The following is a 13,978-nucleotide window of genomic DNA, read 5'->3' on the forward strand; positions in this document are numbered from 1 at the left end:
GTCCGGACTCGCCCGCGAGTTGGCCCGTACCCGGGCGGACGGTGTTCTTGAACCGGGCTCCTCGTGAAACGTGAGGGAGGCCTACCCCTCTCGTACGGCATTCAGGCAGCGGGTGCCCTGGGTGCGCAGGGCGTCGGCAAGTTCAGGTGGGGCGTGCGTGAGGGTGAAGTCGGCGTCGACCGAGGTGATCATCCACGCGAGGTCGCGGGGTGTGCCGGCGCCCAGGTGCAGCAGACAGCTGTGGTCGTCGACGGGTTCGATGACGCCCATGCCGGGCCAGACGCGGTCGGTGACCGCTGCGGCGGGCTCGTGCAGGGTGACGGTGGCCCGGAAGGGCCATGTCTGCGACGACAGCTGGTGGGCCAGATAGGTGGCCACGTCTCCGTCGGGGAGTTCGCGGGGGCTGAACCCCGGGCCGGCCGGAGTGCGCGGGGTGAGCCGGTCGACGCGGAAGGTACGCCAGTCGTTGCGGTCGGTGTCCCAGGCGACCAGATACCAGTGGCGCCCGAAGCTGACCAGGCTGTGCGGCTCGACCGAGCGGATGTTGTGGCCGCGGCGGGGGCTGGTGTAGTCGAAACGCAGCCGCTCACGTCGACGGCATGCCTCGGCAATGACCATGAGGGTGTCCGCGGATACCTCGGGGGCCGGGACGGCGCCGGCCCGGACGGTGGCGGTGTGCAGGGTGTGCACCCGGTACCGCAGCCGGGACGGCAGCACCTGCTCCAGCTTGGTGAGTGCCCGCAGGGAGGATTCCTCGATCCCGGTGACCGAGCCGCCGGGGGCGGTGCGCAGCCCGATCGCGACGGCAATGGCCTCATCGTCGTCGAGCAGCAGCGGGGGCAGCCGGGCGCCGGGGCCGAGCCGGTAGCCGGCGGCGCCCTGAGTGGCGTGCACCGGGTAGCCGAGCTCGCGCAGCCGCTCCACATCGCGGCGCAGGGTGCGCCGGCTGACTGCGAGGCGTTCGGCGAGCTCGGCGCCGGACCGGTCGTGGTGGGTCTGCAGCAGGGAGAGCAGCTTCAGCAGCCGCCCGGAGGTCTCGAGCACGCCTCCAGACTGCCCGAGGGTTAGGACCGGAAGTGACCTAAGCGAGCCCTAGCGTCACAGCCATGGCAAACACGGCACCCGGCATCCGCTCCTTTCGCATCGACATCCCGCAGCCCCGGCTCGACGAGCTCCGCTCCCGTCTGGCCGCCACCCGCTGGCCGGACGAGCTGCCCGGTGTCGGATGGAGCCGCGGCGTTCCGTTGGCCTACCTCAAGGACCTCGCCGAGCACTGGCGTACCGCCTACGACTGGCGGGTGCACGAGGCGGCGCTCAACAAGCACCCCCAGTACACGACCACCATCGGTGGTCAGAACATTCACTTCCTGCACGTGCGCTCCCCCGAGCCCGATGCCACGCCGCTGATGCTGTTGCACGGCTGGCCGGGCTCAGTGGTGGACTTCCTCGATGTCATAGGGCCCCTGTCCGATCCCCGCGCGCACGGCGGCGATCCGGCAGATGCCTTCCACCTGGTCGTCCCCTCACTGCCGGGGTTCGCGTTCTCCACCCCACTGGCCGGGCCGGGCATGGGCGCGGCCGCGATGGCCGGGGCTCTCACCCGGCTGATGGCCCGCCTTGGCTACGCGCGCTACGGCGTCCAGGGGTACGACACCGGCTCGTGGGTCGCCCCGGAAATGGGCAAGCAGGCCCCGGACCGCGTCATCGGCATCCATGTCAACGCGATGATCACGTTCCCAGTGGGCGCGGAAGGTGAGACGGACGGCCTCAGCGAGGTCGAACAACGACGCTGGCAGGCCATGCAGAACTTCAACGACGGCTATCTGCAGTGCAACTCCAAACGGCCGCAGACGGTGGCCTACGCCCTCACCGACTCCCCTGTCGGCCAGCTGGCCTGGATCGTGGAAAAATTCAAGGAGCTCACCGACCCGGAGGACGGGCTTCCCGAGGACAGCATCGACCGGCACCGCATCCTGACCGAGGTCTCGCTGTACTGGCTGACCGGCACCGCCGCTTCAGCCGCCCAGGTCTACTACGAGGAGATCTCCGCGAACGCCTGGAGCGAGGCCGCAGCCGACGACTGGAGCAGCGACTTCGGCGTCGGCACCACGCAGGACACCAGCCGGGGCAGCGGCCAGGACAACGTGGCAGCCGACCGGCGCGGGACGGTGCCCACCGCCGTACTGGTCTCCACCCACGACGTGACCGTCCGCCGCTGGGCCGAGCGCGACCACAACGTCGTGCGGTGGACCGAACTCGACCGCGGTGGTCACTTCCTCGCGATGGAAGCCCCGGACCTGCTCGTCAGCGACGTCCGCGAGTTCTTCGGCGAAGCACGCTGAAGGGGAGATCCGGACCCTCGGCCAGCGGGCGAAGCAGCCTCCTTCCGTCGCTCCCAATGGTCGAGGGGACGTTCACGTGCGTCACCGGAGCGCCTCACCGCTCCGGCCGGCTGCGATCACACCGCGTGAGGGGAACGCGACGAGCAGGGCGACCAGGACGAGGAGTCCGCTTGCCCGGAACGGCCCGAGGCCCTCGACCGCGGCGCTGGGAGTTGTCGCGGCGACGAGCGGTCCGACGGCGGCGCCGACGTTGAGTGCGGCGGTCGCGTAGGAGCCTGCCGTGGTGGGGGCTTCCGCCGCCTCGTAGAGGACCCGCGTGATCAACGTGCTGCCCAGCGCGAACGACAGCGCGCCCTGGACGAACACGAGGACGAGCAGGACGGCCGGTCCGCCGGCCAGTACAGTCAGGGCCGGCCAGCCGACGAGCAGCAGCGGACCACCGACTGCGACGACCAGGCCGGGGTTCTGGTCGGACAGCCGTCCGGCGACGGTGACCCCGGCGAGGGAGCCGGCACCGAAGATCACCAGGGCGACAGAGATCCACAGCTCTCCCAGCCCGGCGGTGTCGGTCACGACCGGGGCGAGGAAGGTGAAGCTTCCGAACGTCGCCGCGTTCACCAGCGCGCCGAGCAGCATGACCAGGAGCGACCGCGGCCTCTTTCTTCAGCTGTGCGAGCTCGGATCGCAGGGCCGGCCCGCCGGCCGAGCAGTGTGCCCAGTACCGCTCCCCCCGGGACCCCGGCGATCGTGGCCGGCGTCGTACCCGACAGCAGCACGGCGAGCGCGCGTCCCTTCTTGTCGGGAGAGACCGGCGTGGCGGCGGTCGTCAGCGCCACGGCGAGGAATCCCGCGTTCGCGAGCGCGGCGACCACCCGGGGCGCGAACAGGACCGAAAAGCTCGAGACGACAGCGCCCGGGGCATGGGCTGCCGAGAACACGAGGACGAACCCGAGCAGGCTGGACCGCCCCGGCCGGTTGCGGGCAGGCCTGCGATGAGAGGGGCACCGACGATCATTCCGATCGCGAAGGCCGGGGTGAGCATGCCTGCTGTCCCGACGGTGACGTCGAGGTCCGAGGCGATGTCCGGCAGGAGGCCGGCGAGCATGAACTCCGAGGTGCCCATGGCGAAGACCGCCATGGCAGGCGGATGGAGCGGGAGGGGCATCGAGTGGCTCCGAGGCGAGGAGAAGCACGAGAAGGTCGTCTCGTCACCGCGGTCAGCACCCGCAGGCGCGCCCGTCCGGCCGCAGAACACGGCGGGACGGCAGGACTACGAACTCAGTGGCTCAGGGGGCTGACGGCGTGACCGAAAGCCCCCACCGTGTCCGACTCAGGGCTCGACATGGCCCGTACGGTACCCGGCCGATGCCCGTCGAGGCACCTCGGTTTCACCACTGCCGGCATGTGTCAGCAACGTCATGTCCCGAAACGACCAGGCGCCCCGGCACCGGTCCCGGACCTCGGGGCGTTGCTGGAAGCCGGCCGACCCGTGGGTGGCGACGGCATCGGAGCTCGGGGCGCGGACGAGCGCGCTCGACGAGCCCGGCTCCTGGAGTGCGTCCACCGCGGTGCGCGGAAGCCCTCGCGAATGGCGCGCGGTACCCGAACGCTTCTCCTCCCCTTCGAAGCCGTCCGGGACCGGACTCGGTGGGCAGAGGGTGCCTGGCCACCCCACGACGTGGCCCACTTGACCTTGACACGGTGTCAAGGTCTTCACTGCGGCCAAGGAGGTGGTCCCGATGACGGTGCCGAAAGAGCACACGGACACGGCGCGAGTTCTCCAGGGACTGGAGAACAGCAGCTCGTCGGTGCGGCTGCGGGCAGCGCTGACGGCCGGTACGGCCCCAGACCCCCGGTTCGTCGACAGGCTCATCGAACGTTGCGCGATCGAGCCCGAGTTCCATGTGCGCGACATGCTCACCTGGGCACTCACCCGCCACTCGTCGTCGGTGACGGTCCCACGGCTCATCGATGAACTCCGCTCGGAGCGTGCGCAGGCACGAAGTCAGGCGTTGCACACCTTGTCCAAGATCGGGGATCGGCAAGCGTGGCCGGCGATCACACGGGCGTTTCTGACCGACGCCGACGACGAGGTGGCACGGAGCGCCTGGCGGGCAGCGGTCGTACTCGTGCCCGAGGGTGAGGAACCCGCGTTGGCCGGAGTGTTGGCGACACAGCTCGGGCGCGGCGGGCGTGAGACGCAGCTGAGCCTCAGCCGGGCACTGATCGCACTCGGTGAGGTGATCATGCCGATCCTGCGCGCCGCGACGGCGGACCCCGCCCCTCGGGTGCGTCGGCACGCGATCGCCACAAAACGGCTGTCGCGCGACCCGGATGCCGGATTCGAGTTCGCGGTCGAGGAGGCGAAGCGCCTCGTAGCCCTCGGTACGACCGGCCAGGAAGGGTGACGGGCAGTGCTGATCGGTGAGGTGGCACGACGGTCCGGGGTCAGCGCCCGCATGCTCAGGCATTACGACTCGCTCGGCCTGGTGCGGCCCACGGGTCGTACCGAGGCCGGCTATCGGGAGTACTCCAGCGAGGACATCCGGCGAATCTTCCATATCGAGAGCCTGCGGTCACTGGGGCTGTCGCTGCGTGAAGTCGCACGCGCGCTGGACGATCCCGGCTTCACGCCCCCGGAGCTCGTCGAGGACCTCATCCGCCAGACGCGAGAACGCATCGCGCGTGAGACGGAGCTGCTCACGCGGCTCCGTCGGATCGGTGCCGCGGAACCCGCCGACTGGGAGGAGGTCCTCCAGACCGTCGCACTCCTCCAGGCCTTGGGGTCGGAGAACGCCGGGAACCGCCAGCGCGCGGCCCTGTCCTCGGTCGAAGGGTCCCCGGCGCCGGTGGAAGCTCTGGTCGAAGCGGCGTTGAGCGAGACGGACCCGAACGTCGCCGGAGCCCTTCGATGGGCTCTGGCGCGATCGGGCGGTGGCGGACTGGCACTGCTGGCGGAGGGTCTCGGCTCACCAGTGGCCGAGGTCCGGAAACGTGCCGTCCAGTCCATCGCCGGGATTCCGGACGGTGAGGCGACCGCACTGCTGCAGGACGCCCTCACGAACTCCGACATCGTGGTGCGCAGGTGTGCGGCTCTGGCGCTCGGGACACGCGGGGCGGCCGACGCGGTCCCGACGCTCGTCGAAATGATCGTCGAGGAGACGAACGACGTCGACGCAGCCGACGCGCTGAGCGCGCTGGCGAGTGATCCCGCGTTGGCGGATCGGATCGCCACCGGGCTCGTGGACCGCCTCGCCCACGGCACCGTTGAATCGTCTGCACGTCGACGACTGACGCAGGCGCTCGCGGACATCCCGGGTGTCACCGCGTCACGTGCCCTCGCGGATCTCTCACATGACCGGGATCGTGCCGTTGCGCTTACCGCGACGTACATTCTCGAGCTGCGCGACGCGCGATAACGGACCTCCCCGGGGTGCCGGATACGTGGGAACCGGGCGTGGGGCCGGTTGCCGCCCGTCCCCGCCCACACCCCGTCATGACGCTGGAGAAGGCGCCCTGGGCTTTTGGGACGGGCGGTGCGCGATGAGCAGGAAGTGAAAGGAGTGTCCGGGGGGCACCGCCGCGGCACACAACAGGTACGACCTGGATTCCGCGTTCCCCCTGTTCGCACGGGTACCGGTGCCGCACCTGCGGGCCTCCGCGGGGAGCCGGTGCGGACGAGGGCCCCGACAGCGTTCCAGGTGTCCCGGGTGGTTACGGCACCCGCTGGAAGGCGGGCCCCGGCCGGCATGGGGCCCAGCACCGGAACCGGCACTGGGCCGAGAGCGGCTCCGGTCGGCGGTGACGTGTGCCCTCGCCCGTCCCGGGAGCCGCGTTGTCCGGCGGCTCCCGGGACGGGAGTGCCCCCTGGGGCGACGCTGCCGCGGCCGGGATCAGGACGAGGCCCCCTCTCCCGCCGCCGTCGCACGCGCCCCCTCCCGGGATTCCAGCCGCACCACGATCCCCTTCGACGTCGGCGTGTTGCTCAGGTCCGCCACGCTGTCCAGCGGCACCAGCACGTTGGTCTCCGGGTAGTAGGCCGCCGCACAGCCCCGTGAGGTCGGGTAGCCGACCACCCGGAAGTTCTCCGCCCGGCGTTCGGCACCGTCCTTCCAGACACCGACCAGGTCGACCGGCGCGCCCTCCTCCAGGCCGAGTTCGCGCATGTCGTACCAGTTGACGAAGACGACGCGGCGGGAGCCGTGGATGCCGCGGTAACGGTCGTCGTCCGTGTACGGAACGGTGTTCCACTGGTCGTGGGAGCGCAGGCTCTGCAGGATCAGATGGCCGGGCGGGGCGCTCAGGGCCTCGAAGTCGTTGCGGCTGAAGAGGGCCTTGCCGACGGGCGTGGAGAAGACGCCCTCGTTGACCGGGTTGGGCAGGCCGAAGCCGCCGGGGCGTCGGACGCGCGTGTTGAAGTCCTCGAAGCCGGGGACGACGCGGGAGACGTGGTCGCGGATGCAGTCGTAGTCGGTCTCGAAGCGTTCCCAGCGGACGGAGGGCTTGTCGCCGAGGGTGCGGCGGCCCAGGCGGCTGAGGATGGCGACCTCGCTGAGGAGGTGCTTGGAGGCCGGTTCGAGGACGCCGCGGGAGGCGTGGATCTGGCTCATGGAGTCCTCGACGGTGACGAACTGCTCGCCGGCGGCCTGCGCGTCCCGCTCGGTGCGGCCGAGAGTGGGCAGGATCAGGGCGGTCTCGCCGCACACGACGTGGGAGCGGTTGAGCTTGGTGGAGATGTGCGCGGTCAACCGGCAGTTGCGCATGGCGGCCTCGCTGACCTCGCTGTCCGGGACGGCACGGACGAAGTTCCCGCCCAGGCCGAGGAAGACCGTGGCTCGGCCGTCGCGCATGGCCCGGATGGAGTTGACGGAGTCCCAGCCGTGCTCGCGGGGCGGCTCGAAGTGGAACTCGCGGGCGAGGGCGTCGAGGAAGTGGTCCGGCATCCGCTCCCAGATGCCCATGGTCCGGTCGCCCTGCACGTTGCTGTGACCTCGCACGGGGCAGGCACCGGCACCGGGCCGGCCGATGTTGCCGCGCAGCAGCAGGAAGTTGACCACCTCGCGGATGGTGGGCACGCCGTGCTTGTGCTGGGTCAGGCCCATCGCCCAGCAGACGATCACGCGCTTGCTCTCGAGGACCATGTCGCGCACTTCCTCGATCCGGGCGCGGGCCAGACCGGTGGCCTTCTCGACCTCGGGCCAGGAGACGGTGGCGCGCAGGTGCCGGGAGAACTCCTCGAAGCCCTTGGTCTGGGCGTTGATGAAGTCCCGGTCGAGGACGGTGCCGGGCGCGGCCTCCTCCGCCTCCAGGAGCAGGAGGTTGAGCGCCTGGAACAGGGCCAGGTCTCCGCCGATCCTGATGTGGAGGAAGCGGTCGGCGATCTGTGTGCCGCGACCGATGATGCCGCGGGGCCGCTGGGGCTGCTTGAAGCGGACCAGGCCCGTCTCGGGCAGCGGGTTGACGGCGACGATCCTGCCCCCGCGGCGCTTGCAGTCCTCCAGCGCGGACAGCATCCGGGGGTGGTTGGTGCCCGGGTTCTGGCCGACGACCAGGATGAGGTCGGCGTGGTGAATGTCGCGCAGCGACACGTCGCCCTTGCCGATGCCGAGGGTCTCGTTGAGCGCGGCACCACTGGATTCGTGGCACATGTTGGAGCAGTCCGGCAGGTTGTTGGTGCCGAACGCGCGGGCGAAGAGCTGCAGGAGGAACGCGGCCTCGTTGCTGGCGCGGCCGGAGGTGTAGAAGACCGCCTCGTTCGGGGAGTCCAGCGCCTTCAGCTCGTCGGCGAGCAGGTCGAGGGCCGCGCTCCAGCTGATGGGCTCGTAGTGGTCGGAGCCGGGCCGCTTGACCACGGGCCGGGTGAGGCGGCCCTGCTGGTTGAGCCACCGGTCGGACTTCTCGGCCAGCTCGCTGATCGGGTACCGGCGGAAGAAATCAGCCGTGATACGGCGTGAGGTGGCCTCGTCGTTGGTGTGCTTGGCGCCGTTCTCGCAGTACTCGTTCATGGGGCGGTGCCCCGGTTCGGGCTCGGGCCACGCGCAGCCGGGGCAGTCGAAGCCGCGGACCTGGTTGAGGTTCAGCAGCGTGAGCCCCGTACGCCGGACCGACGTCTGGCCCAGGGAGTACTTCATCGCGTTGTACACCGCTGGTACGCCCGCGGCCCAGGTGTGGGGCGGGGTGACCTCGAGGCGGTCGTCGGTGGGTTCCTCGCTCGGCGGCTTGTGCAATGTGATCTCTCCTCGCTCCGTGTCCTGCGTCCCTCTGACGCCCGTGCGGTCCCGTGGCCGGCCCGCCGGGTACGGGCCGGCCCCTTGATCCGGCCTGCCCGCCGGTCAGCCGGTCAGCCGGTCGGCCAGGTCGGCACGTGGGGACGGCTCCGGCCCTCGGTGGGCTGGACGTGGCCCTTGCTGATCTCGCCGCGCCAGGCGCCGGTCTCGCGGCCCTGTCCCTCGGTGAACTCCTTGAAGGACGTCAGAGCGGTGTGGACCACACGGCGGGTGAGGCCGAGAGCGGCCGCCGCCTGTTTCAGGATTCCCCGGGACCGCAGGTCGACGCGCAGGGTCACCCGACAGTGGCCGGCGTCGAGTTCCTCGAAGGTCGCCGTGCCGGTGTGCCGGGGCTCGTCGAGGACGGTCCAGCGGACCAGCCGGTCCGGGACCTGTTCCACGATCTCCGCGTCGTACTCGTACGTCCTCGGGCCGAACCGGGCCACCCAGTGGGTCATCACCGCCTGGATCTGGTCGACGCGTTTGACGCCGTCCATGAAGCGGGGGAACGTCTTGAACTGCGTCCACTGGTTGTACGCCACATGGACCGGGACGTCGATGTCGATCGACTCTTCGATGGTGCTCATGGACCTCGCCCGTCTCCTCGCCGTCACCGGTGGTCGCGCAGCACGACATCGGGCGCGCTCACCCACGCTCGCACCATCGAGTCTCCGGGAAGCACCGTCCTATGCCGATCGGTGGTGGGGCATACGGGTGGCCGGCGTGCGCAGGTGCGCCGGCGCCCTCCGGCCGGCGAGTGGCGACGTTCGTCCGTCGCGGCCGGACCGGCGCCCCGGCTTCAGGGGTCCTTGCGCCGTTCGTAGTCTCGGGTGAGGCGCCGACTGCGGCAGACGATCCCGAAGAGGGGACCGAGGTGCTGGGCGGTCCGGTCGGCGAGGTGTCCCGCGCAACCACCATCGGCCCGGCTCTGGGAAGCCGCCGAGAGCGACTCTTCGCCGGGGAAGCACTGGTTCGTGTCCCTGAACGCCGGCACGGGGACCGCACGCACACTCTGACCCAGAACCATGCTGTCCCACCACATGCGCCTCTGACCTGCGTGTTCCTACGGTGTGCCGACACGTACCCGCCCCCACCGCACACGAGGAAGTGGCGCGCACGGCCTCGGCATCAACCGCTCCCCCAGCTCCCGGCAACCTCGAACGCATCGTCGTCGCGTCCTTCATCGACATCACCGTCGAGTGATACGACAACTCATTTGATCAGCGCTGGGACCTGCGCTTTTGGCTGCTTCATGGGCGGGAGGTCAGCACCGGACCAGCACGGGTACACAGTCGTGCCGACCGGCGTCGCGCGGACCTGCCTTCCGAAGGGCCCGGGAGACTGCGCTGTAGGATCACCCGCCATCACTCACTGTGACGGCCGACGGGAGCCCAGGTCCAGTGGTCGCAGCGGAGCCCTACGGACGGACGGGCGGTGCCTGTGGCTTGGGGTTCCACGCTGAGGTGCAGGGCTGGTGATGGGCCCACTTGCCACAGGCGCCGTGCTCAGGCCGAGCGTACGAAGGCGGCGAACCGGTCGAGCGCCTCCTCCATGTCCTCCGGTCCGAGAGCGCTGCACGACAGGCGCAGACAGCGCAACGGTCCGACGCCGGCTCCGGTCTCCGACGCCGCCGCGTCGTAGAAGTGGTGCAGCGGCGTCCACAGCACACGGTGGTCGCGGGCCGAGCGCTCCAGCACCGCGTCGGTGACGTCGAACGGCACGTCGACGACGACGAAGAAGCCGCCCTCGGGGCTGTTCCAGCTCATCCCGGACGCCGACGGGTCGGGGAAACGGCGGGCCAGCCCGTCGACGATCCGGCCGAGGCCCTCCCGGTACACCTCGCTCTCCCGTTCGTTGGCGCGGACCAGGCTGCACCCGTGTTCCAGCAGCCTCCCCCCGGCCACGGCCTGGGCGATCGGCGAGGTGTTGACGGTGACCATGCTCTTGGCCTTGGCGAGCAGGTCCGCCAGGTACGGTCCTGCCCCGACCTGTTGGTCGGCCACCGCGTAGCCGATCCGTACCCCCGGGAACACCGTCTTCGCCAGCGAACCGAGGTGGACGACACGGCGTGCGGTGTCCAACGCCTTCAGGGTCGGGAGCCGGTGCCCCCGACGCGGGAAGAGGCCGTACGGGTTGTCCTCCAGGAGGAGGATGTCCTCCTGTTCCGCGAGGTCGAGGAGGTCGCGGCGTACCGGCTCCGGCATCCGGATGCCCGAGGGGTTCGCGTGGTCGGGGACGACGTACAGGGCGCGCGGGCGCAGCCCGGCGGCGCGGGCCTCGCCGATACGCCGCCGCAGGTCGTCCGGATCGACGCCGTCCGGTCCCTCGGCGACCGGGTGCACCGGCAGGTCCAGGAGGCGTGCCGCCCCGGTGACGCCGACGTAGGCGGGCGTGACGGCCAGCAGCACGTCACGGTCGTCGCGGCGCAGCAGCCGCAGGGTGAGGAACAGTGCCTCCTGGCAGCCCGTGGTGACGAGGACGGCCTCCGGGTCGACGTCGATGCCCTCGTCCACGGACAGCTGGCGGGCGATCAGCTCGTGGATGATGCCCTTGGTGCGTCCGTACTGGAGCAGGGTGCGCCGGACCCGCTCCTCGCCGTACCCCTGTTCGGTGCGCAGGTGGTCGCTGAAGACCCGCAGCGCGCGGTGGATGTCCTCGACGTCGTAGAACCCCTCGTACGGTGTGCCGGCGGCGAGGGAGAGCGCGTCCGGGTAGCGGCCCGCGATCTCGTTGAGGAAGTTCATCGAGGAGAGCAGCGGGTCGCCCACCGAGGGGTGCAGCGCGGTGAGGTCGAGGCCGTCCGAGGCCGTGCTCGCTGTGGTCATCGCGGTTCCCCTCCCGGGCTGACGACGGTGCGCAGCCGTGCCGCTGCGGCGAGGTCCGGGCAGCCGGCCAGCGCGAGGGACGACTCCAGTTCCTCGCCGAGCAGTTGGAGGACCCTGAGCACACCCTGGTGCCCGCCGGCCGCCAGGCCCCACAGCACGGGGCGGCCCAGCAGCACGCCGTCCGCGCCGAGCGCGAGGGCCTTCAGGACGTCCGTACCGCTGCGGACACCGCTGTCGAAGAGCACCTCGCACCGCCCCGCGACGGCCTCGGCCACGGCGGGCAGGGCGTCGAGCGCGGGCAGGGCGCCGTCGAGCTGGCGGCCGCCGTGGTTGGAGACCACCAGCGCGTCCGCACCGCAGGCCGCGGCGCGTTCGGCGTCGGCCGGGTCCAGCACGCCCTTGAGGATCAGCGGCAGCCGGGTGTGTTCGCGCAGCCAGTCCAGGTCGGCCCAGCTGAGGGACGGGTCGACGACGTTGGCGGTCTGCGCGGCGACCGCGCTCACGCCGCTGCTCGCGGTGCGCGGCACACCGTCGGGGCGGGGACCGAAGTGCACGGGCGACACCCCGTCGGGCAGGGCGAAGGCGCCGCGCATGTCGGCCGCCCGGCGTCCCATCCTCGGTGTGTCGACGGTCAGCATCAGCGCGCGGCAGCCGGACGCCTCCGCGCGCTTCAGCAGTTCCTCGGTGTGGCCGCGGTCGCGCAGCCAGTACAGCTGGAACCAGGTGGTGGCGCCGGTGGCGGCGATGTCCTCCACGGCGGTGCTGCTGAAGGTGCACGCGGTGAACGGGACACCGGCGTCCCGGGCGGCGCGGGCGGCGGCCAGTTCGCCGTCCGGGTGCACGGCCCTCTGGTACGCCATCGGGGCCACGGCCACCGGGAGGGCGCTTTCCGTGCCGAGCAGGGTGCGGGTGGTGCCGACGGACGAGACGTCCGCGAGCACCCGGGGAACGAGGTGGAGCCGGTCGAACGCGGCGCGGTTGGCGCGGAGCGTGAGTTCCGCGCCCGCCGCCCCGCCGACGAAGCGCTCCACGGCGGCGGGCAGGACCGCCGCCGCCAGAGCCTCCGTGTCGGCGGGGGTGAGCAGGCCCGCGAGTGCCGGGTCGGTCACGCGGTCTCCCCGTCGGCGTTCGCGGCGGCCTCGTGCTCGGCCTTCTCCGCCTGTACGGCGTCGTACAGCGCGCGGACGTTGCCGCCGCCGAAGCTGTCCGCGCCGGCGCGCTCGATGATCTCGTAGAAGACCGTGCGCTTGGGGTGGACGGTCCGCGTGAAGATCTGGAAGAGCTGACCGCCGTGGTCCTCGTCGGCGAGGATGCGGCTCTTGCGCAGCTCGGCGATCGAGTGGCGGTTCAGCTGGAGGCGCTGCTCCAGCCGGTCGTAGTACGTGTCGGGGGTGCCGAGGAAGACGATGCCGCGCTCGAGCATCCGGTCGACGGTGCCGATGATGTCGGTGGTGGCGAAGGCCAGGTGGTGCACGCCGCCGCCGCCGTGCCGCTCCAGGAAGTCACCGATGTGACCGGCGTCGTGCTCCGGGCTCGGCGCGAGGACCGTGAAGGTGAGGTCCCCGGCGGGGCTGCGGACGGCCTTGGAGTCCATGGCCTCGGTGCCCTGGACCATCAGCTCCTCATACACGGACTCGTAGCCGAAGACCCGTTCGTAGTAGCCGGTGCTCTCGGCCAGCCGGCCCATGGGGACGCTGACCGCGACGTGGTCGAGGACCGTCAGGCCCACCGGCTTCGGCTCCCCGGAGGCGGCGGACTCGGCCACCGGCTCGAAGCCGGGCAGCGGGACGGTCGTGTCCGTGTGGCCGGCGGGCCGCTGGACCAGGGTGTGGCGTACGTCGTCGAAACCGGCGGCGATGACGGCGGTGACCCAGCCCTCCCGCTCGGTGGGCTCGGCGAGGGGCGTGGCGGAGCGGGAGAGGGCGTCGGCGAAGGCCTCGCGGGCGTCGCAGGCGGTCAGCGCGATGTCGGCTATGCCGTCGCCGTGCCGCGCCACGTAGGCGGCGGCCGGGTGGCTGTCGTCGAGCGCCTGGGTCACCACGAGGACGATGTCGCCCTGGCGCAGCGCGAGGGAGCGGGAAGCGCCCTCGGGGCCGCCGCGTTCGGCGGTGGCGCAGACCTGGAAGCCGTAGCCGTCGGCGAAAACCGACGCGGCGGCCTCGGCATCGGTGACGTACAGCTCGACGTGGCCGACGCGCAGGGAGGTGGCGGGTGCGGTGTCTGTCATGTCGTTCTCCTCACGGGGTGTTCCGTGGTGTTCGAGGGCAGGGAGTGGGGGCTCGGAGTGGTCACTGCTCGGCCATGGCGTCGGCCAGGCTCCTGGGCCGCATGTCCGTCCAGTTCTTCTCGACGTAATCGAGGCATTCCTGACGGCTCGCGGCCGGGAGGGCGACGGTCCAGCCGGCGGGGACGTCGGCGAAGACCGGCCAGAGGGAGTGCTGCAGTTCGTCGTTGACGAGGACCAGGTACTGGGCGTCGTCGTTCTCGAAGGGGTTGGTCATGGGGGTGCTCCGTACTGGGGTGGGTGGGGTCGGTCGGACAGGGG

At 71.1% G+C, this 13,978-nt stretch carries 11 protein-coding genes and 1 pseudogene; 4 read left to right on the forward strand and 8 right to left on the reverse strand.

What is annotated here, in order from left to right:
* Window positions 1-81 precede the first annotated feature (81 nt).
* A complete protein-coding gene (locus ACWZEH_RS02635) occupies window positions 82-1,044 on the reverse strand; it encodes a helix-turn-helix transcriptional regulator (protein ID WP_456195341.1) in 963 nt (320 codons plus the stop codon).
* 62 nt (window positions 1,045-1,106) lie between these two features.
* Here ACWZEH_RS02635 and ACWZEH_RS02640 point away from each other — a divergent pair, with 62 nt between their 5' ends.
* A complete protein-coding gene (locus ACWZEH_RS02640; protein WP_456195342.1) occupies window positions 1,107-2,342 on the forward strand; it encodes an epoxide hydrolase family protein in 1,236 nt (411 codons plus the stop codon).
* 81 nt (window positions 2,343-2,423) lie between these two features.
* Here the strand turns inward: ACWZEH_RS02640 and ACWZEH_RS02645 are convergent.
* Window positions 2,424-3,507, reverse strand: a pseudogene (locus tag ACWZEH_RS02645) (MFS transporter).
* Between ACWZEH_RS02645 and ACWZEH_RS02650 the strand changes: the two are divergent.
* The 3 genes from ACWZEH_RS02650 to ACWZEH_RS02660 all read left to right on the forward strand — a co-directional run bounded on the left by ACWZEH_RS02650 (window position 3,446) and on the right by ACWZEH_RS02660 (window position 5,761).
* Window positions 3,446-3,640, forward strand: coding sequence for a hypothetical protein (locus ACWZEH_RS02650; protein WP_456200039.1), 195 nt, complete (start codon window positions 3,446-3,448; stop codon window positions 3,638-3,640). The pseudogene ACWZEH_RS02645 and the gene ACWZEH_RS02650 overlap by 62 nt on opposite strands.
* Window positions 3,641-4,081: 441 nt before the next feature.
* Window positions 4,082-4,750 (forward strand): HEAT repeat domain-containing protein, encoded by a 669-nt coding sequence (locus ACWZEH_RS02655; protein WP_456195343.1) that lies wholly within the window; start codon window positions 4,082-4,084, stop codon window positions 4,748-4,750.
* Between the two features lie 6 nt (window positions 4,751-4,756).
* A complete protein-coding gene (locus ACWZEH_RS02660; protein ID WP_456195344.1) occupies window positions 4,757-5,761 on the forward strand; it encodes a HEAT repeat domain-containing protein in 1,005 nt (334 codons plus the stop codon).
* A 474-nt stretch (window positions 5,762-6,235) separates the two neighbouring features.
* On the opposite strand, the gene ACWZEH_RS02665 is transcribed toward ACWZEH_RS02660, so the two are convergent.
* The 6 genes from ACWZEH_RS02665 to ACWZEH_RS02690 form a co-directional block, all read right to left on the reverse strand.
* Window positions 6,236-8,569 (reverse strand): FdhF/YdeP family oxidoreductase, encoded by a 2,334-nt coding sequence (locus ACWZEH_RS02665; protein ID WP_456195345.1) that lies wholly within the window; start codon window positions 8,567-8,569, stop codon window positions 6,236-6,238.
* A 113-nt stretch (window positions 8,570-8,682) separates the two neighbouring features.
* On the reverse strand, window positions 8,683-9,195 hold the full coding sequence (locus ACWZEH_RS02670) for an SRPBCC family protein (RefSeq protein WP_456195346.1): 513 nt from the start codon (window positions 9,193-9,195) through the stop codon (window positions 8,683-8,685).
* Window positions 9,196-10,113: 918 nt separating this feature from the next.
* Window positions 10,114-11,433 (reverse strand): aminotransferase-like domain-containing protein, encoded by a 1,320-nt coding sequence (locus ACWZEH_RS02675; RefSeq protein WP_456195347.1) that lies wholly within the window; start codon window positions 11,431-11,433, stop codon window positions 10,114-10,116.
* Window positions 11,430-12,542: an alpha-hydroxy acid oxidase gene (locus tag ACWZEH_RS02680; RefSeq protein ID WP_456195348.1), complete on the reverse strand. Its 1,113-nt coding sequence runs from the start codon at window positions 12,540-12,542 to the stop codon at window positions 11,430-11,432. Before ACWZEH_RS02680 ends, ACWZEH_RS02675 begins: the two co-directional genes overlap by 4 nt.
* Window positions 12,539-13,660 (reverse strand): 4-hydroxyphenylpyruvate dioxygenase, encoded by a 1,122-nt coding sequence (gene hppD, locus ACWZEH_RS02685; RefSeq protein ID WP_456195349.1) that lies wholly within the window; start codon window positions 13,658-13,660, stop codon window positions 12,539-12,541. Before hppD ends, ACWZEH_RS02680 begins: the two co-directional genes overlap by 4 nt.
* 61 nt (window positions 13,661-13,721) lie before the next feature.
* Window positions 13,722-13,934: an MbtH family protein gene (locus ACWZEH_RS02690; RefSeq protein WP_384010758.1), complete on the reverse strand. Its 213-nt coding sequence runs from the start codon at window positions 13,932-13,934 to the stop codon at window positions 13,722-13,724.
* Between the last annotated feature and the right edge of the window lie 44 nt (window positions 13,935-13,978).

The sequence above is a fragment of the Streptomyces yamdrokensis genome, assembly GCF_053890455.1.

What these genes read in the sequence shown, in the direction of transcription:
- ACWZEH_RS02655 (WP_456195343.1), top strand. Translation starts at nt 4,082, where the DNA reads ATGACGGTGCCGAAAGAGCACACGGACACGGCGCGAGTTCTCCAGGGA.
- ACWZEH_RS02650 (WP_456200039.1), top strand. Translation starts at nt 3,446, where the DNA reads ATGAACTCCGAGGTGCCCATGGCGAAGACCGCCATGGCAGGCGGATGG.
- ACWZEH_RS02640 (WP_456195342.1), top strand. Translation starts at nt 1,107, where the DNA reads ATGGCAAACACGGCACCCGGCATCCGCTCCTTTCGCATCGACATCCCG.
- ACWZEH_RS02670 (WP_456195346.1), bottom strand. Translation starts at nt 9,195, where the DNA reads ATGAGCACCATCGAAGAGTCGATCGACATCGACGTCCCGGTCCATGTG.
- hppD (WP_456195349.1), bottom strand. Translation starts at nt 13,660, where the DNA reads ATGACAGACACCGCACCCGCCACCTCCCTGCGCGTCGGCCACGTCGAG.
- ACWZEH_RS02675 (WP_456195347.1), bottom strand. Translation starts at nt 11,433, where the DNA reads ATGACCACAGCGAGCACGGCCTCGGACGGCCTCGACCTCACCGCGCTG.
- ACWZEH_RS02690 (WP_384010758.1), bottom strand. Translation starts at nt 13,934, where the DNA reads ATGACCAACCCCTTCGAGAACGACGACGCCCAGTACCTGGTCCTCGTC.